Here is a 24,157-nt window from a genome sequence, read left to right as displayed (position 1 = left end):
TCCTCAGCAACCCCAACGCAGCGCAGGCGTTTTCACCGGCGCATCCCACAAGGACAACAGCTCGTCGTCCACGTTCAACAGCGTGATGGACACGCCCTGCATATCGAGCGAAGTGCAGTAAGAGCCCACCAGATTGCGCTCAATGATGATGCCCGCCTCGGCGCAGCGCTCCGCCAGCCGATGGTATACGCCGTACAGCTCAGACAGCGGCGTGGCGCCCAGGTTGTTGACCAGCGCGATCGCCCGATCGCCGCGCGTCAGCGGCTGCTTGGTCTGCATCTCGTCGCGCCACTCGCCCTGCTGACGATCCCAGACGCGGATCGTGCGCTGGTAGTGGCCGTGGTCGATCAGCGTATGGAACATGTCGTCCACCGCCGCGTTCAGCGTGGTGAACGGACGGCGCGCAATGCCCGGCTCGCCGTGAATGCCGACGCCGAACTCCATTTCGTTCTCCGCCAGGGTGAACGACGGCTTGCCGGCGGCCGGCACGGTGCAAGCGCCCAGCGCGATGCCGATCGAATGCCCGTGGTTATTGATGCGATGCCCTAACGTCACCACGCTGTCCAGATCGTCGCCGCGCGCCGCGGCGGCGCCCAGCAGTTTCTCCATCAGCACGGTGTTGGCCACCCCGCGCCGCCCCGCGGTAAACAGGCTGTCTTTGACCGCCACGTCGTCATCCACCAGCACCGTCGCCACCGCGACGCCGCTGTCGTGCAGCAGCTCGGTGGCGGTTTCGAAGTTGAGCACGTCGCCGGTGTAGTTCTTGATCAGCATCAGCACCCCGGCGCCGCCGTCGATCGCCTGGCCGCACTCGTACATTTTATCCGGCGTAGGCGAGGTGAAAATCTCGCCCGGACAGGCGCCGTCGAGCATCCCTTCGCCGACGAAACCGCAGTGCATCGGCTCGTGGCCGCTGCCGCCGCCGGACAGGATCGCCACCTTGCCCGCCACCGGCGCGTCGGCGCGGGTCACGAACAGCGGATCCGCGTGCACCAGCAGCTCGGGATGGGCCTCCGCCAGCCCCTGCAACTGCTCTTCCAACACCGACTCGACCTGATTAATCAGTTTTTTCACGATGGTTTCCTCTGTAAGAACAGGGGCGCGGCGCACCGCGCCCCAACGATATCAATGATGCTGCAGCCAGGCGGCGCCCAGCCGATCCGCCGTCAGGATCGCCGCCTGCACGCCCGCGGGAGTAACCTTGAACGGCATGTTGTGAATGGTTTCGCCGGCGGCGCAGCTGGCTTCGGCCACCGCCATCATCTTCGCCGCCGCATCGCCGGTGACGCCCATCTGCGCCAGCGTGATCGGCAGGCCGATGCCATGACAAAACGCCAGCACGGTTTCAATCTGCGCCATCGGGCTGTTCTGCAGCACCAGCTGCGCCAGAGTGCCGAACGCCACTTTCTCGCCGTGATACAGGTGGTGGCACTCCTCCAGCACGGTAAAACCGTTGTGAATGGCGTGCGCCGCCGCCAGCCCACTGCTCTCGAAGCCGATGCCGCTCAGATAGGTATTGGCCTCAATGATGCGCTCCACCGCTTCCGTCACCACGCCGGCCTCGACCGCCAGTTTGGCTTTCACCCCTTCCGCCAGCAGCGTGTCGTAGCACAGCCGCGCCAGGCTGAGCGCCGCCAGCGTCGATTTGCCGCCGGCCATGCTGGTGGCCTGGGCGTCGAAGCAGGCCTGCGCCTCGAAATAGGTGGAGAGCGCGTCGCCCATGCCGGCCACCAGCAGGCGCACCGGCGCCTTGGCGATGATGGCGCTGTCCATCACCACCATGTCCGGGTTGCGCGGGTAAATCAGGTATTCGGCGAATTCGCCCTGTTCGGTGTAGAGAACCGACAGCGCGCTGGTCGGCGCATCGGTGGAGGCGATGGTGGGAATGAGCACCACCGGCAGCTGTTGGTAGTGCGCCACGGCCTTGGCGGTGTCGAGCGTCTTGCCGCCGCCGACGCCGATCACCCCGCGGCAGCCGTGAGCCTGCAGCTCATGGCCGAGCCGGTCTATCTCCTTGCGGCAGCATTCGCCGTTGAAGCGCGCCGCATGATGTTTCACGCCGTGCTGCTGCAGGCTGCCCATTAGGGTGTCGCCCGCCAGCTGCATCACGAAGTCGTCGGCGATCATCAGGTAATGATCGGCGAGGGATTTGGCGTATTCGCCGACGGCGGCCAGCGCATTGGCGCCCTGAATATATTTGCCTGGTGACTGGATGATTCTCAACATAACCGGATCCTTGTAGGGAGTTGGCGATGGTAACGTTCAGATATCAGGTGATGACGCGCCGACTTCGCCGCCGGCTTGTTGTTGTGCTTCGACTATGAGCGCCCGCCGCCCGCCTGGCGAGCCTCGCGATTTTTGTTCCATTATGGAACATCATCATAGCGACAACGTTTCATGATGAAACGCCAACGCGCGTTTTTTCGCCGCGAAAGCGAACTGGCGCACACCCCAACGTATAACTGCGTAAAGAGTCGATTCTGCGGGCGTTTCAGCTTTAATTTTGACCATGTTTCCCCTATCCTTAGCGCCACTACTGGGAAAGGGCGAAAACAGCCCGCATGATGGGATTGATAACGATGAAACGGACAAAAAACATCAACCAAGAGACGTTCCGCAAATCCTGGCGCAGCTACCGTGTCGCGCCCGTGGCCTTGGCGATCAGCGCCGTCTTTATGCTGGCTGGCTGCGAGAAGAGCGATGAAACGGTCTCCCTGTATCAGAATGCCGATGACTGTTCGCGCGCCAATCCTTCGATGAGCGAGCAGTGCACCACCTCCTACAACAACGCCCTGCAAGAAGCGGCGAAAACCGCGCCGAAATACGCCACCCGCGAAGACTGCGTCGCCGAGTTCGGCGAAGCGCAGTGCACCCAGGCGCCTGCACAGGCCGGCATGGCGGCGGAATCGCAAAGCAGCGGCAGCTTCTGGATGCCGCTGATGGCGGGCTACATGATGGGCCGCCTGATGGGCGGCTCCGGCTTCGCGCAGCAGCCGCTGTTCACCTCCAAGAACGCCGCCAGCCCGGCGAACGGCAAGTTTGTCGACGCCAGCGGCAAGAGCTACGGCCCGGCCACCGCCGGCGGCCGCACCATGACGGTGCCGAAAACCGCCATGGCGCCGAAGCCTGCGGTCACCAACACCGTGACCCGCGGCGGTTTCGGCGAGACCGTAGCCAAGCAGACCAGCATGCAGCGCAGCAGCGCCACCTCCAACTCCGGCTCCCGCAGCATGGGCGGTTGATGCATGAAACGTATTGCTATTACCGAGCGCCCGGACTGGCGTGAAAAAGCAACCGAGTTCGGTTTCCGTTTCCACACCATGTACGGCGAGCCGTACTGGTGTGAAGACGCCTATTACCAGTTCACGCTGGCGCAGATTGAAGAGATCGAAAGCGCCACCGCCGAGCTGCACCAGATGTGTCTGCAGGTGGTGGAAAAAGTGGTCGGCAGCGACGAGCTGATGGCCAAGTTCTGCATCCCGAAACACACCTGGGAGTTCGTGCGCAGTTCGTGGCGCACCAATCAGCCGTCGCTGTATTCGCGTCTCGATCTGGCCTACGACGGTGTCAACCCGCCGAAGCTGCTGGAGAACAACGCCGATACGCCAACCTCGCTGTATGAGGCGGCCTTCTTCCAGTGGCTGTGGCTGGAAGACCAGATCAACGCCGGCAAGTTGGATCCGGAATCGGATCAGTACAACAGCCTGCAGGAGAAGCTGATCGAGCGTTTCGCCGAACTGAAAGCGCATCACGGCTTCGGCCTGTTGCACCTGGCGTGCTGCCAGGACAGCGAAGAAGATCGCGGCACGGTGCAATATCTGCAGGACTGCGCGCAGGAAGCCGGTCTGCCGACCGAGTTCCTGTTCATGGAAGAGATTGGCCTCGGCGAGAAAGGCCAGTTTACCGATCTGCAGGATCAGGTGATCGGCAACCTGTTCAAGCTCTACCCGTGGGAATTCATGCTGCGCGAGATGTTCTCCACCAAGCTGGAAGACGCCGGCGTGCGCTGGCTGGAGCCGGCCTGGAAGAGCATCATCTCCAACAAAGCGCTGCTGCCGCTGCTGTGGGAAATGTTCCCGAACCACCCGAATCTGTTGCCGGCTTATTTCGCGCAAGACGATCATCCGCCGATGGATCATTACGTCACCAAGCCGCTGTTCTCACGCGAAGGCGCGAACATTCAGATCATCGAAAACGGTCATGAAGTGGCGCGCGTCGATGGGCCGTACGGTGAAGAAGGCATGATCGTGCAGCAGTTCCATCCGCTGCCGAAGTTCGAAGACAGCTACACGCTGATCGGCAGCTGGCTGGTGAACGATCAACCTTGCGGCATCGGCCTGCGCGAAGATCGCGAACTGATCACGCAGGATCTGTCGCGCTTCTATCCGCACACCATCCTCGGCTGATAGCCCCGCCGAGACCAAAACGCCAGTCTCTGACTGGCGTTTTTCTTTAGCCCACCTGCACCGACAGCATGCTCAGCGCTCCCATTTCGATACCGTCGATCGGCACGCTGATGGCCTCTTTGCCATCCCAGCCGCCAAGCACGTACAGCAACGGCAGATAGTGTTCCGGCGTCGGATTCGACAGCGCCGCCCCCTCATGGCGCATGAAATCCACCAGCGGATGGTTTTCACCCCGATAACGCAGGTTATCCCGGACAAAGTTATTGAACGATTCCGCCCACGGGTAGGCGCTGGTATCGCCCTGCCATTTCACCATGCGCAGGTTGTGCACCACGTTGCCGCTGGCGACGATCATCACCCCCTCATCGCGCAGCGCCGCCAGTTTGCGCCCCAGCTCATAGTGATAGGCCGCCGGCTGCGTGCCGTCGACGCTGAGCTGCACCACCGGGATGTCAGCATTGGGGTACATCTTGATCAAGACGCCCCAGGTTCCGTGATCCAACCCCCACTCGCCGAGATCGGCCGTCACCGGCACCGGCGCCAACACTTGCTGCAGCTGCGCAGCCAGCGCGGGAGAGCCCGGCGCCGGATAACGGGTATCAAACAGCGCCTGCGGAAACCCGCCGAAGTCGTGAATGGTTTTGGGTTTTTCCATCGCGGTGACCGCAGTGCCGCGGGTATACCAATGCGCGGAAACCGCCACGATCGCCTTCGGGCGCGGCAATGACTCACCCAACGCACGCCATGCCCGGGTGTAGCGGTTGTCTTCCAGCACGTTCATCGGGCTACCGTGGCCAAGAAACAGTGCCGGCATACGAGAGGTGTTCATAGGGAGATCCTTAGTTCAAATTGTGCTATGCCGCTACATTACGCGCTTTGCCGCGCCAACACAGCCGGATAACCGTGATGAAGATATTCAATAAATTTGAATTAAAAGCGGAGGAATGCGCCGGCAGACAGAAAGATAAAAAATTAATATATTTCAATAGATTAATAAGATCAGTGAATGCCATGACATTACTGCCACACAGATCTAATTTGTGAATAATTTATGTATTTTTTGTTAACGCAATCTATACACTCCTCCTCTGCCGACGGGTAGCAGGCAACCCCGCCGCGCGATGGGAATTACGTCTCACCAAGGAGGAATTCATGTTCAGACTCACACTGGCAACCCGCCTGGCGCTTTCCATATCCTTGCTCACCGGCTGGACGGCCACCGCCGGCGCGGCGGACAACGCGCAGCTGACGCAGCGCGAAGATCCTTACTTCCTTCAGGCGCAAGCTCAGCTGCAACAGCGGCTGAAACAGACGCCAAACACCAACCGCGCCAAAAACGTCATTCTGGTGGTCGGCGACGGCATGGGGTTTTCCACCGTGACCGCCGCCCGCATTTTTGAAGGGCAGCAGCGCGGCGTGGACGGCGAATCCAACGTGCTGGCCTGGGAGGCCTTCCCCTATCTGGCTGCGGCCAAAACCTACTCCGCCGACGCCCAAATCACCGACTCCGCGCCCAGCGCGGTGGCGATGACCACCGGCGTCAAAACCATCAACGATCTGATGGGCCTCAACCATACGGCCACCCTCAACAATTGCGAGGATCAGCAAACCAAGACCGTCACCACGCTGTGGGAGATGGCCGCAACGCTCGGCATGGCCACCGGCGCCGTGACGACCGCCACCATCACCCACGCCACGCCGGGCGCGACCTATGCCCATATCGCCAACCGCGATTGGGAATCCGACGCCAAAATGCCGGCAGCGGCTCTGGCCGCAGGCTGCCGCGATATCGCACGCCAGCTGGTGGAAATGAAGTACGGCAACGGCCTTAACGTGGCGATGGGCGGCGGGCGCACCAACTTCCTGCCCGATAGCGTGAGCGATCCGGAATACCCCGGCAAGAAAGGCGCCAGAAAGGATGGCCGCGATCTGACGCAGGCCTGGCTGCAACGCTATGGCGAGCGTGGGCAATACGTCTGGAATCAGGCGCAGTTCGACAAAATCGAACCGGGTAAGATCGATCATCTGCTGGCCCTGTTCGAGCCGTCGCACATGAACTTCGAGCACGATCGGCGGCAAGACGCGGCGGGAGAGCCTTCGCTGGCAGAAATGACCGGCAAGGCCATCGATATTCTGGCCAGGAATCCCGAAGGCTACCTGCTGTTGGTGGAGGGCGGACGCATCGATCACGGTAGCCACAACGGTAACGCCTACCGTACGCTGAGCGACGCGGTCGCCCTGAACGAGGCGGTGAAAACCATCGTCGACAAGGTCAACCTGGAGGAAACCCTGGTGATCGTGACCGGCGATCACAGCCACACATTGACCATCGCCGGCTATGCCAAGCGGGGTAATCCTATCCTCGGCATTTCCGTCGGCGTCGACGGCAAACCGCGGCTGGGCAGCGACGGCAAGCCTTACACCACCGTCGGCTTCGCCAATGGCCCCGGCGGCACGATCCCGCTGACCGAACGCCCGACATTGACCATGGAACAGGCCACCGCGCCCGACTTTATTCAGCCGGCGCTGGTGCCGCTGAAAAGCGAGACCCACGGCGGGGAAGATCTCGGCATCTACGCCATCGGCCCCTGGGCCCATCTGTTCCAGGGTACGGTGGAAGAGAACTACACCTTCCACGTGATGAATTACGCCAGCCGCATCGGCGAACGCCTGTCAGAACGGTAGATACAAAAAAGCCGCGTTACGCGGCTTTTTTTATCGTTGAAAGCGACCGGCTATCAGCTGGCCTTTTTCTCGTGCGCCTGGCGGTAGGCCACCAGATCTTCGATGGTCAGCACCACCATGTCGTGCTGTTTGGCGAAGGCGATCACTTCCGGCGCGTGCGCCATGCTGCCATCGTCGTTGGTCAGTTCACACAGCACGCCGGCAGGTTTGAAACCGGCCATGGAAACCAGATCGATGGTCGCTTCGGTGTGGCCGCGACGGCTCAGCACGCCGCCCGGCTGCGCGCGCAGCGGGAACACGTGGCCCGGACGGTTCAGATCGCTCGGCTTGGCGCTGTCTGCCACCGCCGCACGGATGGTGGTCAGGCGATCGGAAGCGGAAACCCCGGTGGTCACGCCCTGCGCCGCTTCGATGGTCACGGTGAAGGCGGTCTGGAATTGGCTGGAGTTGTTGGTCACCATCATCGGCAGCTCAAGCTGCTGACGGCGTTCTTCGGTGATGCACAGGCACACGATACCGCTGCCGTGGCGAATGGTCAGCGCCATCTGCTCAACGGTCATGGTTTCCGCGGCGAAGATCATGTCACCTTCGTTTTCACGGTTTTCATCATCGAGCACCATTACGCCGCGCCCGTTGCGCAGTGCGTCAATCGCGCGTTCAACGCGTTCTGTCGGCGTGCCGAAGTCTGAAAGTAGCGTCTGATTCATGGTAAAAAACCTCATTAAAAATTATGGATTACCAGAACCAGGGCGATCTTGAGGAGTAGCTAGCAATAGCTAAAAAAATAACGCAAGCGGGCGCAAGCCCGGCAGATACCGTTACTCTCTCCCATCCGGACTATAACCGTCGGCCCCGGAATTGCACCGGATCTGCTGACCTCTAACCGGCCTTTACAGGCTGGCTGAGCGCTCGCGGGCTTTCACCGTAGAAGGTGATTTACCGCCGGTGGGGACTTTCACCCCGCCCTGAGAATAAGCAGGATGACTATAACGCTAATGGGTAGACAGGGCAATTGGCAAAAGCACAATTCGGCCACGCGCGGCGAATGCGCTTAATGGTGTTTATCCGGCGGGCAACTCGCATTACACTAAGCGGCAGCAATTAAACTCTGAAAGGGATACGCCATGATTGACCCGAAAAAAATCGAACAAATCGCACGCCAGGTTCATGAGTCCATGCCTAAAGGCGTTCGTGAATTCGGGGAAGACGTTGAGAAAAAAATCCGTCAGGTGCTGCAGTCGCAGCTGACCCGCCTGGATTTGGTTAACCGCGAAGAGTTCGACGTGCAGACTCAGGTGCTGTTGCGCACCCGCGAGAAGCTGGCGCTGTTGGAACAGCGCCTGGCCGAGCTGGAAAGCAAGCTGAGCGCGGCGCCAGCAGCCAAGCAGGAAGACGAATAAATTCCCGCCAAGGGCGCGCACCTAAACCGCGCGCCCCTGTTCTTTCGGTCGCCCGGCGTTAGCCGCGCCCGTCCTTGATCGCTTTGATGATGTTGGTGGTCGACAACCCGTCTTCAAAGTTCAACACTTTGACATCGCCGCCGTTGGCCCACACTTCCGCACTGCCGGCAATCTCTTCCGGTTTGTAATCGCCGCCCTTCACCAGCAGATCCGGCAGAATGTCGGCGATCAAGCGCTGCGGCGTGTCCTCTTCGAACGGCACCACCCAATCCACCGCTTCCAGCGCGCCCAGCACGATCATGCGATTCTCCAGCGCGTTGACCGGGCGTTTTTCCCCTTTCAGGCGTTTGGTCGAGGCGTCGCTGTTCACCGCCACGATCAGGCGGTCACCCAGCTTGCGGGCGTTGGCCAGATAGGAGACGTGGCCGGCGTGCAGAATGTCGAAAATGCCGTTGGTCATCACCACTTTCTCGCCGCGCTGACGCGCCTGAGCAACAGCGGTTTTCAACTGCGCTTCGGTCATCACGCCAAAGCCGGTTTCGGCCCGGCCGCGCACCGCGTTTTCCAACTCGATGGGCGACACGGTGGAAGTACCGAGCTTGCCCACCACCACGCCGGCGGCGGCGTTGGCCAGGAAACAGGACTCTTCCAGCGAATTGCCGGCGGCCAGCGAAGCGGCCAATACGCCGATCACGGTGTCGCCGGCGCCGGTCACATCAAACACTTCCTGCGCCTGGGTCGGCAGGTGCAGCGGCTCAACGCCAGGCTGCAGCAGCGTCATGCCGTGTTCGGAACGGGTGACCAACAGCGCCGACAGCTCGAAATCCGCCACCAGCTTCATGCCGCGCGCCACCAGTTCCGCCTCATCCTTGCAGTGGCCCACCACCGCTTCGAACTCGGACAGGTTCGGCGTCAGCAGCGTCGCGCCGCGATAGCGCTCGAAGTCAGAGCCTTTCGGATCGATCAGCACCGGCACCTTGGCGGCGCGCGCCAGTTGGATCATGCCCTGCACCTGGCTGAGCGCGCCCTTGGCGTAATCGGACAGCACCAGCGCGCCGATCTGCGGCAGCGCCTGCTGAATGCGCTCCAGCATCGGCTGAGGATCGACGTTGGAGAAGCCTTCTTCGAAGTCGAGACGGATCAGCTGCTGGTTGCGCGACAGCACGCGCAGCTTGGTGATGGTCGGATGGGTCGGCACCGAGACGAAGTCGCAGCGCACGTTGACTTCATTCAGCTTGGCGCTCAGCGCCCGCGCCGCATCGTCGATGCCGGTCAGGCCCACCAGGCGGGAATTGGCACCCAGCGAAGCGATGTTCATCGCCACGTTAGCCGCGCCGCCGGGACGCTCTTCGATGGTGTCGACCTTGACCACCGGCACCGGGGCTTCCGGTGAAATGCGGCTGGTCGGCCCATACCAATAGCGATCCAACATGACGTCACCGACCACCAGCACACCGGCGCGGCGAAAATCAGGCAGCGTAACTTTCATCCGATAACTCCAAAAAAGAACAAAATTTTAGTGGCGCAGATATTACCACAGACCGCCGGAATACCCGCAAAAAGGTATTAATCCAGCCATTTGGCCCAGCTGGCGCGCACCTGCTCGCGCTCGGCGGTGAACAGCTCGCTGCCGACCTTGCCGGAATGCTCCTGCAGCGCCAGATGGTGGATCTCGTCGCGCATGGTGACATAGGCCTGGGTCAGCGCGCGCGCCTCCTCTTCCGGCATGATGTCGTAATTGGCCATCAGCTCGAAGATGCGCACGTTGTCTGACCAACGCGTCAGCCGCGGTTCACCCGGCGCATAGCGTAAGACCAGATATTGGGCGATAAATTCGATGTCGGTAATGCCGCCCTCATCGGTTTTGATATCAAACAGATCGCGCTGCTTGTTGCCGAGATGGTTGCGCATCTTTTCGCGCATCTCGCGCACTTCGCGCTTCAGGGTCTCCGCATCACGCGTTTTGCACAGGATTTCGCGCCGAATCGCGTCGAACTGCTGGTGCAGCGCCGGGTCGCCGTGCACGATGCGCGCGCGCACCAGAGCCTGATGTTCCCAGGTCCAGGCTTCGTTTTGCTGGTAATCGGCGAACGCCTCGACGGTGCTGACCAGCATCCCCGCGGCGCCGGAAGGCCGCAGACGCGCGTCCACCTCATACAGAATGCCGGAGGAAGTGCGGGTGCTGAACAGATGCATCACCCGCTGCGCCAGCCGCAGGTAGAACTGGCGGCCGTCGATGCAGCGATCGCCGTCGGTCATCACCTCCGGCGGGCAATCCAGCAGGAACACCAGATCGAGATCGGAACTGTAACCCAGCTCCCAGCCGCCCAGCTTGCCGTAGCCGATCACCGCAAAGCCGCGCCCTTCGCGCTCCTGCAGATGGGTCGGCTGGCCGTAGCGCGCCACCATGTCGCTCCAGGCCTGTTGCACCACCGCGTCGATGATCGCCTCCGCCAGATAAGTCAGGTGGTCGCTCACTTTCATCACCGGCAGCGCGCCGGCGATATCCGCTGCGGCGATGCGCAGCTGCTGCGCCTGTTTGAACTGGCGCAGCGCCTCCAGCTTTTGCTCTTCGTCGTCTTCCGGCACCCGCAGCAGGTACTGGCGCAGCTCGCTGCGGTAGGCGTCCAGCGCCACCGGCTGATACAGCGTGGCCGGATCCAGCAGTTCGTCCAGCAACAACGGGTAGCGCGACAGCTGGTTGGCAACCATCGGCGAAGCGGCGCACAGGCGGATCAGATGGCTGAGCGCCGCGTGATACTCAACCAACAGTTCGAGGTAAGTGGTGCGGGTGACGATGCTGAGCAGCAGCTGCGCCAGCCGCACCAGCGCGGTGGGCGCGTCCTGGCGCGGGCACACTTCCGCCAGCAGGCGCGGCATCAGTTGATCGAGCACGTCGCGGCCGCGCGGGCCGATGGTGCGCTTGTCGACGTCATGGCGGAAATCGGCGATGGTGCGCAGCATCTGTCGGCGCCCCTCTTCGTCCAGGTGCGGCGTCAGCGGCGCCAGCTCGTTTTCCTCCAGCGCGTCCTGCCACAGGCTGTGATAGTGCTGGTAGTCGGGATCTTCGCCGACATCCGGGCTATCGTCGCCGATCAGATCGTCGAACACCGCCCGCACCGCCTGCATGTGCACCTCCAGCGTCGCCATCAGCGCCGGCCAATCCGCCAGCCCCATGCCGCAGGCCAGCCGCGCCTGGTCGAGCGCATCCTGCGGCAGCGTCTGGGTTTGCTGATCGCCGATCGCCTGCAGCAGATTCTCCAGCCGCCGCAGGAACAGGTAGGCGGCGCTCAGCGCCCGCACCTGCTCGGCCTCCAGCAGACCCAGCTCACCCACCGCCTGCAGCGTCGGCAACAGCGAACGCCCCTGCAGCGCCGGCTCACGGCCGCCGCGGATCAGCTGAAATACCTGGGTGATGAATTCGATTTCGCGAATGCCGCCGGCGCCCAGCTTGATGTTGTCCTTCAGGCCGCGCCGCCGCACTTCACGGGCGATCATGCCCTTCATGTTGCGCAAAGACTGGATGACGCTGAAATCGATATAGCGACGGAACACGAACGGCCGCAGCGTTTTGCGCAGCTCCTGGCTGTAGGCGTCTTCCGCGCCGCCCATCAGGCGCGCCTTCACCATCGCATAGCGCTCCCAGTCGCGCCCCTGCTCCTGATAGTAGTCTTCCAGCGCCGCGAAGCTCATCACCAATGGGCCGCTGTCGCCGAACGGCCGCAGCCGCATATCGACACGATAGACGAAGCCGTCGATGGTCTGCTGATCCAGCGCCTTGATCAGCCGCTGGCCCAGGCGGGTGAAGAACTGGGCATTGTCCAGCTCGCGCCGCCCGCCCTGGGTCTGGCCGTTTTCCGGGTAGGCGAAGATCAGATCGATGTCCGACGAGAAGTTCAGCTCGCCGCCGCCCAGCTTGCCCATGCCGAGGATCAGCAGCGGCTGCGGTTCACCGTCGGCATTGCACGGCGTGCCCCACTCGCGGCAGCAGGTTTGGTACAGCCAGTCGCGCGCGCTGACGATCAGCGTCTCCGCCAGCCCGCTCAGCTGCAGCAGCGTTTCTTCGGTCGAACACAGCCCCTGCGCCTGCGCCCAGGCAATGCGCACCAGCGTTTCACGGCGAAACAGACGCAGCGTGCGCATCAGCTGCGCCTCATCGCGCACCTCTTCCAGCTCGTCCTGCAGCCAGGCGGCATAGTGTTGCCACTCGCCGGGCGCCGGCGGTTGTTCGCGCAGCGTCGCCAGCCAGGCCGGCTGGGCGAGCAGTGCGTCGCTGACGAAGTCGCTCGACGCCAGCACCCACTGCTCCTGCTCGCTAAAGGCGCTGTCCGCGCCGTGAACTTCCTGAAAACGCTGCACAACCTGCTGTGCCTGAGCCTGTAACGCGGCTGAAAGTGGCGACATAGTGTATGACCCGTTCTGCGGCCCACGGCTGGCGGGCCGGCTTGATTAACGAAGCGCGCCGTTTAACCAGAATGGCGCATGCGATAAGGCCTGTTTGCGGCTGGCTTCATACCAGCCCTGGCGGCGCTCGCTCAGCGCCGCCTGCAGTTCGCGCCAGGCCTCGATATAAGGGCCGGTCTGCTCGTCGGGGTAGGCGCCCGACAGCAGGACCAGCGCCGAAATCTGACGCGTCAGGCGCGGCAATTGTTCCTGATATTCATCTTCGTTCAGCGTACGGCTGAAGGCCTCTTTCAGCTCCGCGCCGCTGCGCCCCAGCATGATGTCGCTGAAGCGTTTGAAAGAACCGTCCAGCTTGGCCTGCCCTTTGGCGTCAATAAACGGCCGCCAGGCGCCGCTCACCAGCCATGATGTGAGCGCTAACTTACATTGCAGGTAGGCCGCGCTGTAGCACAGGCTCTCTGGTTGCGCGGCTTTGTCCGCCAACAGCGGCTCGAGCTCGGTCAGGCGGGCGCGCAGATCGGCACTGGCCTTGCGCGGCACCAGGCCGCCGAAGATCACCAGCGCCTGGCGGATCGTGCCGACCGCCTCAATCACCGAAGCGCGCGCCTGCGCGTCGCCGCGCAGCCACAGCTCTTCATGGTACTGCCAGTGGCTCAGCGCCAGCTCGAAGGCGGCGATCATCCCCTGTTCGACGGTCGCCTTCGCCGCCGGCTTCAGCACCCGCAGCGGGCGCACCTCACGCGGCGGATTGCCCTGCGCCAGGTGATAACCGCGCGCCGCCTTGCTCAGGCAGCCCTGACGCAGCCCGTCGTGCGCCGCCAGCTCACCGGCCAACGCCAGCAGATCGGCGGTATTGCCTTTCAGCAGCTCCAGCTCGATCTCGCTCAAGGCTTCGCTGAGATCACCGGCGCGCACCTCGCCCTGATCCAGGCCAATCTCTATCTCGCTTTGGCCGTAAGTAACCACCCACTTCTCACGCACGAAATCGGTACGGAACAGCGGTTGCAACGCCTGCTGCAACGCTGCGATATCGCAATCCTGCGGCCAAATGTCGGCAGGAAACTGCGCCAGCGCCAGCTGCGGCTCGGCGATAGCGACATTGTATTCCGGGCGCTGGTGCAGGCCGCCCACCACTTTACCGGCGGTTTTGATGGTCATCTCATAGCGATCGTCGAAACCGCGAATGCGCAGCCCCATGTCGTGACGGCGCAGGAAGTTGTCGGCCGTTTCGAAGTAAATGTTGGTCAGTTTTTGCGGCGCGGAATGCTGATGCGGCCAGGCGGCGAGCCAGTGTGGCAGAGCGGCCACCGCTTGCGGCGCGGCGATGAATTTCAGTTCAATTTCAACGGTCATAATTCTTTAACACCAATAAGTTATGCATTCACGTCGGTTTCAGCGCGGCGCGTTCGGCCCGCCGTATGCTGCCCACTGACGCACAGTTGCCGTTATCTTACCGCGATTCCCGGCGCCTTAACCCTGCTAACTGTAGAAAAAACCTGTTACGTTATAAAACACTGCGCAACTCACAGAATCAGCCACAGTAAGATAGTTCTCATTCCGGTTTTGGCGTTGCGTCGTCAGACTGAACCCTCTACTATCGTTCCATAAATTCACCCAGAAACGATGAACTAATGCAGAAATTACGCCTGATTTGCCTTGCCGCGCTGAGCTTCAGCATCACTTGGGCCGCACATGCCGAAGATAAACGCTATATCTCCGATGAGTTAAGCACTTACGTCCATAGCGGCCCAGGTAATCAGTACCGTATTGTCGGCACTCTCAACGCCGGTGAAGAAGTGACCCTGCTGAGCGTCAACGACAGCACCAACTACGGCCAGATCCGCGATCCGAAAGGCCGCACCACCTGGATCCCGCTCGACCAGCTCAGCCAGACGCCAAGCCTGCGCACCCGCGTGCCCGAGCTGGAACAGCAGGTGAAAACCCTGACCGACAAGCTGGCCAACATCGACAACACCTGGAACCAGCGTACCTCGGAAATGCAGGAAAAAGTCGCGGGCAGCGACAGCACCATCAGCAGCCTGCAGAAGGAAAACCAGGATCTGAAAAACCAGCTGGTGGTCGCGCAGAAGAAGGTCAACGCCGTTAACCTGCAGCTCGACGACAAGCAGCGCACCATTATCCTGCAGTGGTTCATGTACGGCGGCGGCGTCGCCGGCGTCGGTTTGCTGCTGGGCCTGCTGTTGCCGCACCTGATCCCGCGCCGCAAGAACAACAACCGCTGGATGAACTGATCTCAGTATCGTTCAGTTTGAGTATGGGCGCCTGCGGGCGCCCTTTTCATTGGCGCCGACATCCCGCGGCCAATTCATGTAATCTGATAGACAGAGCCTTACACGATATTCAGGAGTCAACAGTGCAGATTTATCTGGTCGGCGGCGCCGTTCGCGACAGCCTGCTCAATATTCCGGTGGTCGATCATGATTGGGTGGTGGTGGGCGCCACGCCGGCAGAGCTGCTGGCGTTGGGCTACCAGCAGGTCGGTAAAGATTTTCCGGTGTTCCTCAACCCCGACTCCCACGAGGAGTACGCGCTGGCGCGCACCGAGCGCAAATCCGGCCAGGGGTACACCGGTTTTACCTGCTATGCCGCGCCGGACGTGACGCTGGAAGAAGATCTGCTGCGGCGCGATCTGACCATCAACGCCATCGCCCGCTCCGCCGAAGGAGAGCTGATTGATCCTTACGGCGGCGTGGCCGATCTGCAGGCGCGCGTGCTGCGCCACGTTTCCGACGCGTTCGGCGAAGATCCGCTGCGCGTATTGCGCGTGGCGCGATTCAATGCCCGCTTCGCCCATCTGGGTTTTCGCATCGCCGACGAAACGCTCGCCCTGATGCGCCAGATGGCGCACAGCGGTGAACTGGCCGCGCTGACCGCCGAACGCGTCTGGAAGGAAACCGAAAAGGCGCTGCAAAGCCAGAGCCCGCAGGTCTATTTTCAGGTGCTGCGCGATTGCGGTGCGCTGGCGGTGCTGTTCCCGGAAATCGACGCGCTGTTCGGCGTGCCGGCTCCCGCCAAGTGGCACCCGGAGATCGACACCGGCGTACACACGCTGATGGCGTTGGCGATTGCCGCCCGCCTCACGCCGGAGGTGGACGTGCGCTTCGCCACCCTGTGCCACGATCTCGGCAAAGGGTTGACGCCGAAAGAGTTCTGGCCGCATCACCACGGCCACGGTCCGGCGGGCGTGCGGCTGGTCGAAGCGCTGTGCCAGCGGCTGCGGGTGCCCAACCCGGTACGGGATTTGAGCAAGCTGGTGGCCGAGTACCATGATTTGATCCACACCGTGAACAAGCTGCGTCCGGAGACCCTGTTGAAGCTGCTCGACGCCATCGACGTCTGGCGCAAACCGCAACGGCTGGAGCAGATGATCCTGACCAGCGAAGCGGATGCGCGCGGCCGCACCGGCTTTGAGGAGAATCCTTATCCGCAGGGCGACTATCTGCGCCAGGCGTATCAGGTGGCGAACGCGGTATCTATTAAAGAAGTGGTAGCCAGCGGGCTGCAGGGCACCGCGATCCGCGACGAGCTCAAACGCCGTCGCCAGCAGGCGCTGGCCGACTGGAAGCTCAATCAAACCATCCTCAACGATCAGGCATAAAAAAACCCCGCAGAGCGGGGTTTTTTCCTGGCATCGGGCTTACAGGAACACCATGTAAACCACGGCCGCCACGATAAAGCGGTAGATGGCGAACGGCACGAACGAGATGCGTTTGATCAGCGACAGGAAGGTTTTGATCGCAATCAGCGCCACCACGAAGGCAGTAACGAAACCGACGGCGAACATCGGCAGGTCGCCCCAGGTCAGGAAGTGCAGGCTCTTATACAGATCCAGACCGCTGGCACCAATCATCATTGGCACCGCCAAAATGAAGGAGAACTCGGACGCCGCATAGCGGTTCACGCCCACCAGCATACCGCCGGCGATAGTGGAACCCGAACGGGAGAAGCCCGGCCACAGCGCCAGGCACTGGAAGCAACCGATCAAAAACGCCTGCCGGTAGGTGATGTCATCCAGCCCTTCCGCACGCGGTTTCTTCGGCTTCAGCCATTCCGCCGTTAACAACAGCAGGCCGCCGACCACCAACGCGTACATCACGTTTTTCGGCGCGAACAGCGATTTAATGACATCGTGGAATATCAACCCCAGCACCACCGCCGGGATCATCGCCAACAGGATGTGCCCCAGCTTCAGCCGGCCGTGGGTTTTGCCCTCGTGCTCCACCGGCTTGCCGCCGAAATGGATGCCGATCAGGCCGAACAACCGGCGCCAGAACATCACTACCACCGCCAGGATCGACCCCAGTTGGATGATGACTTCAAAGGTCTTGGCTTTGTCGCCGGTAAAGCCCAGCCACTCGCCAACGATGATCATATGCCCGGTGGAAGACACCGGCAGAAATTCGGTTAATCCCTCGACAACCCCAAGAACAAACGCAATAAACAGTGAATGCATGTCCGTCATGTGCTTCGCTCACCCCATAAATTTGCGACTAACATAAACATAAAAAAGCGGCAGTGCTTAAAGACAATGCCGCTAAAACAATTCTCAGGATTAAGACCAGCTTAACGGTCTTTCGTTGCAAGCAGATGACATAAAATCATGCGGGACAAGTGCCGCGCTCAATGATCACGCCGACCCGATTGGCATGTGCTACAGCGCCCGGTTTACTGACCTTAATACGGACCCACGGGGAATTGAAGCGCTGAAGCAAAATTTCGGATATTTCCTCCGCCACGCGTTCCACCAGCGCGAACCGGTTCGATTCAACGTGCCGGATCACGGCGTCGCTGACGTCGGCATAGCTCAGACAGTCAGTTACGTCGTCGCTGGCGGCGGCCGGCCGGTTATCCCAGCCCATTTCGATATCGAACACCAGCTTCTGACGAATGCCCTGTTCCCACTCATAAACGCCAATGGTGGTAATTACGGTAAGCTCTTCAATAAATACGATATCCATCACTTCATTCTCTGTTTTTGGCCTTGCCGGATACCACTTCCAGCGGAATGTGCGTATTATCCATGGATGTTGCGAGTAAAACGACCATTATTAAACGGAACCGCGTTATGAGTGCTACCGCGCTTGGCATGATTATCTTCGCGTATCTGTGCGGCTCGATTTCCAGTGCGATCCTGGTTTGCCGGATCGCCAGGCTGCCGGATCCGCGTGAACATGGCTCAGGAAACCCCGGGGCGACCAACATCCTGCGCATCGGCGGCCGGCTGGCGGCGGCGGCGGTGCTGGTGTTCGATATTCTGAAAGGGATGCTGCCGGTCTGGCTGGCCTACAAACTCGATGTGCCGCCGCTGTACCTCGGCCTGACGGCGATCGCCGCCTGTCTGGGGCACATCTATCCGGTGTTCTTCCACTTCCGTGGCGGTAAAGGCGTGGCGACGGCATTTGGCGCCATCGCGCCTATCGGCTGGGATCTGACCGGCCTGATGACCGGTACCTGGCTGTTGACGGTGCTGCTCAGCGGTTACTCTTCGCTCGGCGCCATCGTCAGCGCGCTGATCGCCCCGTTCTACGTCTGGTGGTTCAAACCGCAGTTCACCTTCCCGGTAGCGATGCTCTCCTGCCTGATCCTGATGCGGCATCACGACAATATTCAGCGCCTGTGGCGCGGCCAGGAAGGCAAGATCTGGGGCAAGCTGCGCAAGAAGAAAAACGACGCGGATAACGGCGACCAGCCGAAAGACGAATAGCAGAAGGGCCGGATAATCCGGCCCTTTGTTTTATACCGCAGGCAATTCCGCCAGCGGCCAGCGCGGCCGCACCGAAACGCTCAGCTCCGGGTTGGCGCCGCTCTTCAGGCGCACCATGCCGGCATAGGCGATCATCGCGCCGTTGTCGGTGCAAAATTCCGGGCGGGCATAGAACACTTCCCCACCGCGTTTATGCATCATCTCCGCCAGTTTGGTGCGCAGCGTGCGGTTGGCGCTTACGCCGCCGGCCATCACCAGGCGCTTGAAGCCGGTCTGCTCCAGCGCGCGTTTGCATTTGATCGCCAGCGTATCCACCACCGCATCCTCGAAGGCGCGGGCGATGTCGGCACGCGTCTGATCATCGTTGCCGTTGGAGCGGATGGTGTTGGCGGCGAAGGTTTTCAGCCCGGAGAAACTGAAGTCCAGCCCCGGACGATCGGTCATCGGCCGCGGGAAGGTGAAGCGCCCCGCCGTGCCCTGCTGCGCCATCTTCGACAGCATCGGCCCGCCGGGATAATCCAGGCCGAGCAGCTTGGCGGTCTTGTCGAACGCTTCGCCGGCCGCGTCGTCGATCGACTCGCCCAGCAGCTCATACTCACCGATGCCGGTGACGCTGATCAGCTGGGTGTGGCCGCCGGAGACCAGCAGCGCGACGAACGGGAATGCCGGCGGATTGTCTTCCAGCATCGGTGCCAGCAGGTGGCCTTCCATATGGTGCACCGGCACCGCCGGCACGTTCCAGGCGAACGCCAGCGCGCGCCCGACGGTCGCGCCGACCAGCAGCGCCCCCACCAGACCCGGCCCGGCGGTGTAGGCCACGCCGTCGATGTCGGCCGGGGTCAGGTTGGCCTCTTTCAGCGCCGCCTGAATCAGCGGCACGGTTTTGCGCACGTGATCGCGGGAGGCCAGTTCCGGCACCACGCCGCCGTAGTCGGCGTGCAGCTTCACCTGGCTGTATAATTGGTTGGCCAACAAACCGGTTTGATCGTCATACACTGCAATTCCGGTTTCATCGCAGGACGTTTCTATACCCAGTACTCGCATTACATTTCCCATCATTCACGTGCGGCCGCCAGTCTACCACATTCCGCCGTATTTACCGCCAGCGCGGCGCATCTTGTCACCGGCTCGCACCTATGTCGATGATTCATCCAGAAAATGCCCAGGCGATTAAACACGAGCATTTTTTTCTGATTAGTCTATAATCAGCGCCCGGTGCAAAATTGCGCACGTTGCGGCAGAGCGACGCGGGTTTCAATTTGCTGTGGTGCTTTACAAAGCAGCATCCATTGGAGTAAAATTCCGCACCATTTTGAAAAGGCTGGCGCTTGGCCAGCAGCAAACCGAATTTTATTGAGGTGAGAGGCACATGCCGGTAATTAAAGTACGTGAAAACGAGCCATTTGACGTTGCTCTGCGTCGTTTCAAACGCTCTTGCGAAAAAGCGGGTGTTTTAGCTGAAGTTCGTCGTCGTGAGTTTTATGAAAAACCAACTACCGAACGTAAACGCGCTAAAGCTTCTGCTGTGAAACGTCACGCGAAGAAACTGGCTCGCGAAAACGCACGCCGCACTCGTCTGTATTAATTCTTCGGGGGCAACCCCACCGCGTGAATTTCTGATTTTCAAAATCGCGCAGACCGAGTAGTTGCATACGAAGGCCGTGCTTTCCGAAAGGAATGCGCGGCTTGTTCTCGTTTATAGGCTAATGAAGTAAGGGCTTATGGCTGGACGAATTCCGCGCGTATTTATCAATGACTTGCTGGCTCGCACCGACATCGTCGATCTGATCGACGCCCGCGTGAAGCTCAAGAAGCAAGGCAAGAACTACCACGCGTGCTGTCCGTTCCACCACGAAAAGACGCCTTCATTTACCGTTAATGGCGAAAAGCAGTTTTATCACTGTTTTGGGTGTGGTGCGCACGGCAACGCCGTCGACTTTTTGATGAATTACGACCGGCTTGAGTTTGTCGAAACCATCGAAGAGCTGGCGACCATGCACGGGCTGGAAGTGCCTTACGAAGCGGGCACCGGGCCAACCCAGATCGAACGCCATCAGCGCCAGAGCCTGTACCAACTGATGGAGCAGCTCAGCGCGTTCTATCAACAGTCACTGCAGCAGTCCTCCGGGGCACCGGCGCGCAGCTATTTGCAGCAGCGCGGATTAAGTGACGACGTTATTCGCCATTTCGCCATCGGCTTCGCGCCGGCGGGATGGGACAACACCCTGAAGCGTTTCGGCCGCGACGCCGACTCGCGCCGCGCATTGAACGATGCCGGCATGCTGGTGACTAACGATCAGGGGCGTTCGTACGACCGTTTCCGCGAACGGGTGATGTTCCCCATCCGCGACAAACGCGGGCGCGTGATCGCCTTCGGTGGCCGCGTATTGGGCGATGGCATGCCGAAGTACCTGAACTCGCCGGAAACCGAAGTTTTCCATAAGGGACGCCAGCTTTACGGCCTGTATGAAGCACAGCAGAACCACCCTACCCTGCAGCGGCTGCTGGTGGTGGAAGGGTATATGGACGTGGTGGCGTTGGCGCAATTCGGCATCGATTATGCCGTCGCCTCGCTCGGAACCTCGACGACGGCTGAACACATTCAGCTGCTGTTCCGCGCCACCGACAACGTCGTCTGCTGTTACGACGGCGACCGCGCCGGCCGCGAAGCGGCATGGCGGGCGTTGGAAACCGCGTTGCCGTACCTGAACGACGGGCGCCAGCTGCGGTTCATGTTTTTGCCTGACGGCGAAGACCCGGACACCCTGGTGCGCAAGGAAGGCAAAGAAGCCTTCGAACAGCGAATGGAGCAGGCGCAGCCGCTGTCCACTTTCCTGTTCGAAAGCCTGCTGCCGCAGGTGGATCTGAGCAGCCCGGACGGGCGCGCCAAGCTGAGCACGCTGGCGCTGCCGCTGATTACTCAGGTGCCGGGCGAAACGTTGCGCTTGTACCTGCGCCAGGAGCTCGGCAACAAGCTGGGGCTGCTGGACGATAGCCAGCTCGACAAGCTGATGCCCAAGCAGGCGGAAAATGCGAATCCTTATCAGGCGCCCCAGCTAAAACGCACAACCATGCGTATACTGATAGGGCTACTGGTGCAAAATCCGCAGTTGGCTACACTTATCCCTTCGCTTGAAGGGCTGGAGCAGACCAAACAGGCGGGATTGCCGCTGTTCGTCGAACTGGTGCAGACCTGTTTGGCGCAGCCGGGCCTGACGACCGGGCAATTGCTGGAGCTGTATCGCGACAACAAATTCAGCCAGCAGCTTGAAACCTTGGCGACCTGGAACCATATGATCGTTGAGGATATGGTCGAGCAGACCTTTTTGGATACGTTGGCCAGCCTGTACGACTCGGTGCTCGAGCAACGGCTGGAAACGCTGATCGCCCAGGCCAGAACGCGCGGCCTGAGCCCGGAGGAACGTGAAGAAGTCCGTTCCCTCAACCAGGTTTTAGCGAAGAAAAACTGAATACCAAACGGCTTAAGTGCCGATAATTGCGAGGGCAGAGCCCTGCACAGTGCCGCCATAGTGGGCCGCGGCGATAACGAAAACGCCCCAAATGCTATTGTTGGCGGTTTCGCCGACCGACACCAACCTAAATACTCTGAAGTGTGGATACCGTCTTATGGAGCAAAACCCGCAGTCACAGCTGAAGCTACTTGTCACCCGTGGTAAGGAGCAAGGCTATCTGACCTATGCTGAGGTCAATGACCATCTGCCGGAAGATATCGTCGACTCCGATCAGATCGAAGACATCATCCAGATGATTAACGACATGGGCATCCAGGTGATGGAAGAAGCACCGGACGCCGATGACCTGCTGCTCGCCGAAAACTCGAACAGCACGGACGAAGATGCGGAAGAAGCCGCTGCACAGGTTCTGTCCAGCGTGGAATCCGAAATCGGCCGCACCACCGACCCGGTGCGCATGTACATGCGCGAAATGGGTACCGTCGAACTGCTGACGCGCGAAGGCGAAATCGACATCGCCAAGCGCATCGAAGACGGCATCAACCAGGTGCAGTGCTCGGTTGCCGAATACCCGGAAGCCATTACCTACCTGCTTGAACAGTACGATCGCGTCGAAGCGGGCGAAGCGCGCCTGTCCGACCTGATCACCGGCTTCGTCGATCCTAACGCGGAAGAGGACATCGCCCCAACCGCCACCCACATCGGTTCCGAACTGTCGAGCGAAGAGCAAGACGACGACGAAGAAGATGAGGATGCCGAAGAGGACGACACCGAAGACGACAACAGCATCGATCCTGAGCTGGCGCGTCAGAAGTTCGCCGAGCTGCGCGATCAGTATGAAGCGACGCGCTTGGTGATCAAGAAGAACGGCCGCAGCCACGCCAGCGCCGCGGACGAGATCCTGAAGCTGTCCGAAGTGTTCAAGCAGTTCCGCCTGGTGCCGAAACAGTTCGACTTCCTGGTCAACAGCATGCGCACCATGATGGACCGCGTTCGCACCCAGGAACGCATCATCATGAAGCTGTGCGTTGAACAGTGCAAAATGCCGAAGAAAAACTTCGTCACCCTGTTCGCCGGCAACGAAACCAGCGATTCCTGGTTCGAAGCCGCGCTGGCGATGGCCAAGCCATGGTCGGAAAAACTGAAAGACGTGGCCGAAGACGTGCAGCGCAGCCTGCAGAAACTGCGTCAGATCGAAGAAGAAACCGGCCTGACCATTGAGCAGGTCAAAGACATCAACCGTCGCATGTCGATCGGTGAAGCGAAAGCGCGCCGCGCGAAGAAAGAAATGGTTGAGGCCAACCTGCGTCTGGTTATTTCTATCGCCAAGAAATACACCAACCGCGGCCTGCAGTTCCTGGATCTGATTCAGGAAGGCAACATCGGCCTGATGAAAGCGGTAGACAAGTTCGAATACCGCCGCGGCTACAAGTTCTCGACGTACGCCACCTGGTGGATCCGTCAGGCTATCACCCGCTCCATCGCCGACCAGGCGCGCACCATCCGTATTCCGGTGCATATGATTGAGACCATCAACAAGCTCAACCGTATTTCGCGCCAGATGCTGCAAGAGATGGGCCGCGAACCGACGCCGGAAGAGCTGGCCGAGCGCATGCTGATGCCGGAAGACAAGATCCGCAAGGTGCTGAAGATCGCCAAAGAGCCAATCTCGATGGAGACGCCGATCGGCGACGACGAAGATTCGCATCTGGGCGACTTCATCGAGGATACCACCCTCGAGCTGCCGCTGGACTCCGCGACCTCGGAAAGCCTGCGTTCCGCCACCCACGACGTGCTGGCCGGCCTGACCGCGCGCGAAGCGAAAGTGCTGCGCATGCGTTTCGGTATCGACATGAACACCGACCACACGCTGGAAGAGGTCGGCAAGCAGTTTGACGTTACCCGTGAGCGTATCCGTCAGATCGAAGCCAAGGCGCTGCGCAAGCTGCGTCACCCAAGCCGCTCCGAAGTGCTGCGCAGCTTCCTGGACGACTAAGTCCGGCTGCCGCAGCAAAAACAAAAACCCCGGCCTGCCGGGGTTTTTTTATGCCCTGAATACGCCTC

The 24,157-nt window shown here is 60.8% G+C and carries 20 protein-coding genes and 1 riboswitch; of the genes, 10 read left to right on the top strand and 10 right to left on the bottom strand.

Annotated elements, in window-relative coordinates:
• Positions 1–3 precede the first annotated feature (3 nt).
• Positions 4–1,074 (bottom strand): dihydroxyacetone kinase subunit DhaK, encoded by a 1,071-nt coding sequence (gene dhaK, locus REA38_RS08785; protein ID WP_041036734.1) that lies wholly within the window; start codon positions 1,072–1,074, stop codon positions 4–6.
• A 51-nt stretch (positions 1,075–1,125) separates the two neighbouring features.
• Complete coding sequence (locus REA38_RS08780) at positions 1,126–2,226, bottom strand: glycerol dehydrogenase (RefSeq protein ID WP_049234212.1); 1,101 nt, start codon at positions 2,224–2,226, stop codon at positions 1,126–1,128.
• Positions 2,227–2,579: 353 nt separating this feature from the next.
• On the opposite strand from REA38_RS08780, the gene REA38_RS08775 reads away from it, so the two are divergent.
• Positions 2,580–3,242: a DUF1190 family protein gene (locus REA38_RS08775; protein ID WP_025304315.1), complete on the top strand. Its 663-nt coding sequence runs from the start codon at positions 2,580–2,582 to the stop codon at positions 3,240–3,242.
• A 3-nt stretch (positions 3,243–3,245) separates the two neighbouring features.
• Entirely contained in the window at positions 3,246–4,406 is a 1,161-nt protein-coding gene (locus tag REA38_RS08770; protein WP_308885700.1) for a glutathionylspermidine synthase family protein, read from the top strand.
• Between the two features lie 46 nt (positions 4,407–4,452).
• Here the strand turns inward: REA38_RS08770 and ygiD are convergent, their stop codons facing one another.
• Positions 4,453–5,235 (bottom strand): 4,5-DOPA dioxygenase extradiol, encoded by a 783-nt coding sequence (gene ygiD / locus REA38_RS08765; RefSeq protein WP_197841052.1) that lies wholly within the window; start codon positions 5,233–5,235, stop codon positions 4,453–4,455.
• 323 nt (positions 5,236–5,558) lie between these two features.
• On the opposite strand from ygiD, the gene REA38_RS08760 reads away from it, so the two are divergent.
• Positions 5,559–7,091: an alkaline phosphatase gene (locus REA38_RS08760; protein WP_308885698.1), complete on the top strand. Its 1,533-nt coding sequence runs from the start codon at positions 5,559–5,561 to the stop codon at positions 7,089–7,091.
• A 53-nt stretch (positions 7,092–7,144) separates the two neighbouring features.
• Here the strand turns inward: REA38_RS08760 and ribB are convergent, their stop codons facing one another.
• Positions 7,145–7,798 (bottom strand): 3,4-dihydroxy-2-butanone-4-phosphate synthase, encoded by a 654-nt coding sequence (ribB, locus tag REA38_RS08755; RefSeq protein ID WP_033636071.1) that lies wholly within the window; start codon positions 7,796–7,798, stop codon positions 7,145–7,147.
• Positions 7,799–7,907: 109 nt separating this feature from the next.
• Positions 7,908–8,068, bottom strand: a riboswitch (FMN riboswitch).
• Positions 8,069–8,215: 147 nt separating this feature from the next.
• On the opposite strand from ribB, the gene REA38_RS08750 reads away from it, so the two are divergent.
• Positions 8,216–8,491, top strand: a complete 276-nt coding sequence (locus tag REA38_RS08750; protein ID WP_033654817.1) for an accessory factor UbiK family protein — start codon at positions 8,216–8,218, stop codon at positions 8,489–8,491.
• A 58-nt stretch (positions 8,492–8,549) separates the two neighbouring features.
• Here the strand turns inward: REA38_RS08750 and hldE are convergent, their stop codons facing one another.
• The 3 genes from hldE to REA38_RS08735 all read right to left on the bottom strand — a co-directional run bounded on the left by hldE (position 8,550) and on the right by REA38_RS08735 (position 14,248).
• Positions 8,550–9,980, bottom strand: coding sequence for a bifunctional D-glycero-beta-D-manno-heptose-7-phosphate kinase/D-glycero-beta-D-manno-heptose 1-phosphate adenylyltransferase HldE (hldE, locus tag REA38_RS08745; RefSeq protein WP_033636072.1), 1,431 nt, complete (start codon positions 9,978–9,980; stop codon positions 8,550–8,552).
• Between the two features lie 77 nt (positions 9,981–10,057).
• Positions 10,058–12,895, bottom strand: coding sequence for a bifunctional [glutamate--ammonia ligase]-adenylyl-L-tyrosine phosphorylase/[glutamate--ammonia-ligase] adenylyltransferase (gene glnE, locus REA38_RS08740; protein WP_308332102.1), 2,838 nt, complete (start codon positions 12,893–12,895; stop codon positions 10,058–10,060).
• Positions 12,896–12,940: 45 nt separating this feature from the next.
• On the bottom strand, positions 12,941–14,248 hold the full coding sequence (locus REA38_RS08735) for an inorganic triphosphatase (RefSeq protein ID WP_308885695.1): 1,308 nt from the start codon (positions 14,246–14,248) through the stop codon (positions 12,941–12,943).
• Positions 14,249–14,526: 278 nt separating this feature from the next.
• On the opposite strand from REA38_RS08735, the gene REA38_RS08730 reads away from it, so the two are divergent.
• Together REA38_RS08730 and REA38_RS08725 are read left to right on the top strand one after the other, a co-directional pair.
• Positions 14,527–15,147 carry a TIGR04211 family SH3 domain-containing protein gene (locus REA38_RS08730; RefSeq protein ID WP_019453078.1) on the top strand — a complete coding sequence of 207 codons (621 nt, stop codon included), beginning with the start codon at positions 14,527–14,529 and terminating at the stop codon, positions 15,145–15,147.
• Positions 15,148–15,269: 122 nt separating this feature from the next.
• Positions 15,270–16,514 (top strand): multifunctional CCA addition/repair protein, encoded by a 1,245-nt coding sequence (locus REA38_RS08725; RefSeq protein WP_308885693.1) that lies wholly within the window; start codon positions 15,270–15,272, stop codon positions 16,512–16,514.
• A 39-nt stretch (positions 16,515–16,553) separates the two neighbouring features.
• Here the strand turns inward: REA38_RS08725 and bacA are convergent, their stop codons facing one another.
• Both bacA and folB read right to left on the bottom strand, forming a co-directional pair.
• Positions 16,554–17,378: an undecaprenyl-diphosphate phosphatase gene (gene bacA, locus REA38_RS08720; RefSeq protein ID WP_041036750.1), complete on the bottom strand. Its 825-nt coding sequence runs from the start codon at positions 17,376–17,378 to the stop codon at positions 16,554–16,556.
• A 136-nt stretch (positions 17,379–17,514) separates the two neighbouring features.
• Positions 17,515–17,874, bottom strand: coding sequence for a bifunctional dihydroneopterin aldolase/7,8-dihydroneopterin epimerase (gene folB, locus REA38_RS08715; protein ID WP_308885691.1), 360 nt, complete (start codon positions 17,872–17,874; stop codon positions 17,515–17,517).
• A 107-nt stretch (positions 17,875–17,981) separates the two neighbouring features.
• On the opposite strand from folB, the gene plsY reads away from it, so the two are divergent.
• Positions 17,982–18,620, top strand: a complete 639-nt coding sequence (gene plsY, locus REA38_RS08710) for a glycerol-3-phosphate 1-O-acyltransferase PlsY (RefSeq protein ID WP_308885689.1) — start codon at positions 17,982–17,984, stop codon at positions 18,618–18,620.
• A gap of 30 nt (positions 18,621–18,650) precedes the next feature.
• Here the strand turns inward: plsY and tsaD are convergent, their stop codons facing one another.
• Positions 18,651–19,664, bottom strand: coding sequence for a tRNA (adenosine(37)-N6)-threonylcarbamoyltransferase complex transferase subunit TsaD (gene tsaD / locus REA38_RS08705; RefSeq protein WP_033649054.1), 1,014 nt, complete (start codon positions 19,662–19,664; stop codon positions 18,651–18,653).
• Positions 19,665–19,989: 325 nt separating this feature from the next.
• Here tsaD and rpsU point away from each other — a divergent pair, with 325 nt between their 5' ends.
• The 3 genes from rpsU to rpoD all read left to right on the top strand — a co-directional run bounded on the left by rpsU (position 19,990) and on the right by rpoD (position 24,089).
• The gene (rpsU, locus tag REA38_RS08700) at positions 19,990–20,205 is read left to right on the top strand and encodes a 30S ribosomal protein S21 (protein ID WP_001144069.1); all 216 of its coding nucleotides are present in this window, start codon (positions 19,990–19,992) and stop codon (positions 20,203–20,205) included.
• A gap of 136 nt (positions 20,206–20,341) precedes the next feature.
• The gene (gene dnaG, locus REA38_RS08695) at positions 20,342–22,090 is read left to right on the top strand and encodes a DNA primase (RefSeq protein ID WP_308885687.1); all 1,749 of its coding nucleotides are present in this window, start codon (positions 20,342–20,344) and stop codon (positions 22,088–22,090) included.
• Positions 22,091–22,247: 157 nt separating this feature from the next.
• The gene (gene rpoD / locus REA38_RS08690) at positions 22,248–24,089 is read left to right on the top strand and encodes an RNA polymerase sigma factor RpoD (protein WP_033636080.1); all 1,842 of its coding nucleotides are present in this window, start codon (positions 22,248–22,250) and stop codon (positions 24,087–24,089) included.
• The last annotated feature ends 68 nt before the right edge of the window (positions 24,090–24,157 follow it).

Origin of the sequence: Serratia sp. MF1(2023), assembly GCF_030954545.1 — a bacterium.
Taxonomy (GTDB): Bacteria; Pseudomonadota; Gammaproteobacteria; order Enterobacterales; family Enterobacteriaceae; genus Serratia; species Serratia sarumanii.
Note: the sequence above shows the minus strand (reverse complement) of the source record. Positions and strands in the feature narration are given on the sequence as shown.

What these genes read in the sequence shown, in the direction of transcription:
- REA38_RS08780 (WP_049234212.1), bottom strand. Translation starts at nt 2,226, where the DNA reads ATGTTGAGAATCATCCAGTCACCAGGCAAATATATTCAGGGCGCCAAT.
- REA38_RS08775 (WP_025304315.1), top strand. Translation starts at nt 2,580, where the DNA reads ATGAAACGGACAAAAAACATCAACCAAGAGACGTTCCGCAAATCCTGG.
- REA38_RS08770 (WP_308885700.1), top strand. Translation starts at nt 3,246, where the DNA reads ATGAAACGTATTGCTATTACCGAGCGCCCGGACTGGCGTGAAAAAGCA.
- ygiD (WP_197841052.1), bottom strand. Translation starts at nt 5,235, where the DNA reads ATGAACACCTCTCGTATGCCGGCACTGTTTCTTGGCCACGGTAGCCCG.
- REA38_RS08760 (WP_308885698.1), top strand. Translation starts at nt 5,559, where the DNA reads ATGTTCAGACTCACACTGGCAACCCGCCTGGCGCTTTCCATATCCTTG.
- ribB (WP_033636071.1), bottom strand. Translation starts at nt 7,798, where the DNA reads ATGAATCAGACGCTACTTTCAGACTTCGGCACGCCGACAGAACGCGTT.
- REA38_RS08750 (WP_033654817.1), top strand. Translation starts at nt 8,216, where the DNA reads ATGATTGACCCGAAAAAAATCGAACAAATCGCACGCCAGGTTCATGAG.
- hldE (WP_033636072.1), bottom strand. Translation starts at nt 9,980, where the DNA reads ATGAAAGTTACGCTGCCTGATTTTCGCCGCGCCGGTGTGCTGGTGGTC.
- glnE (WP_308332102.1), bottom strand. Translation starts at nt 12,895, where the DNA reads ATGTCGCCACTTTCAGCCGCGTTACAGGCTCAGGCACAGCAGGTTGTG.
- REA38_RS08735 (WP_308885695.1), bottom strand. Translation starts at nt 14,248, where the DNA reads ATGACCGTTGAAATTGAACTGAAATTCATCGCCGCGCCGCAAGCGGTG.
- REA38_RS08730 (WP_019453078.1), top strand. Translation starts at nt 14,527, where the DNA reads ATGCAGAAATTACGCCTGATTTGCCTTGCCGCGCTGAGCTTCAGCATC.
- bacA (WP_041036750.1), bottom strand. Translation starts at nt 17,378, where the DNA reads ATGACGGACATGCATTCACTGTTTATTGCGTTTGTTCTTGGGGTTGTC.
- folB (WP_308885691.1), bottom strand. Translation starts at nt 17,874, where the DNA reads ATGGATATCGTATTTATTGAAGAGCTTACCGTAATTACCACCATTGGC.
- plsY (WP_308885689.1), top strand. Translation starts at nt 17,982, where the DNA reads ATGAGTGCTACCGCGCTTGGCATGATTATCTTCGCGTATCTGTGCGGC.
- tsaD (WP_033649054.1), bottom strand. Translation starts at nt 19,664, where the DNA reads ATGCGAGTACTGGGTATAGAAACGTCCTGCGATGAAACCGGAATTGCA.
- rpsU (WP_001144069.1), top strand. Translation starts at nt 19,990, where the DNA reads ATGCCGGTAATTAAAGTACGTGAAAACGAGCCATTTGACGTTGCTCTG.
- dnaG (WP_308885687.1), top strand. Translation starts at nt 20,342, where the DNA reads ATGGCTGGACGAATTCCGCGCGTATTTATCAATGACTTGCTGGCTCGC.
- rpoD (WP_033636080.1), top strand. Translation starts at nt 22,248, where the DNA reads ATGGAGCAAAACCCGCAGTCACAGCTGAAGCTACTTGTCACCCGTGGT.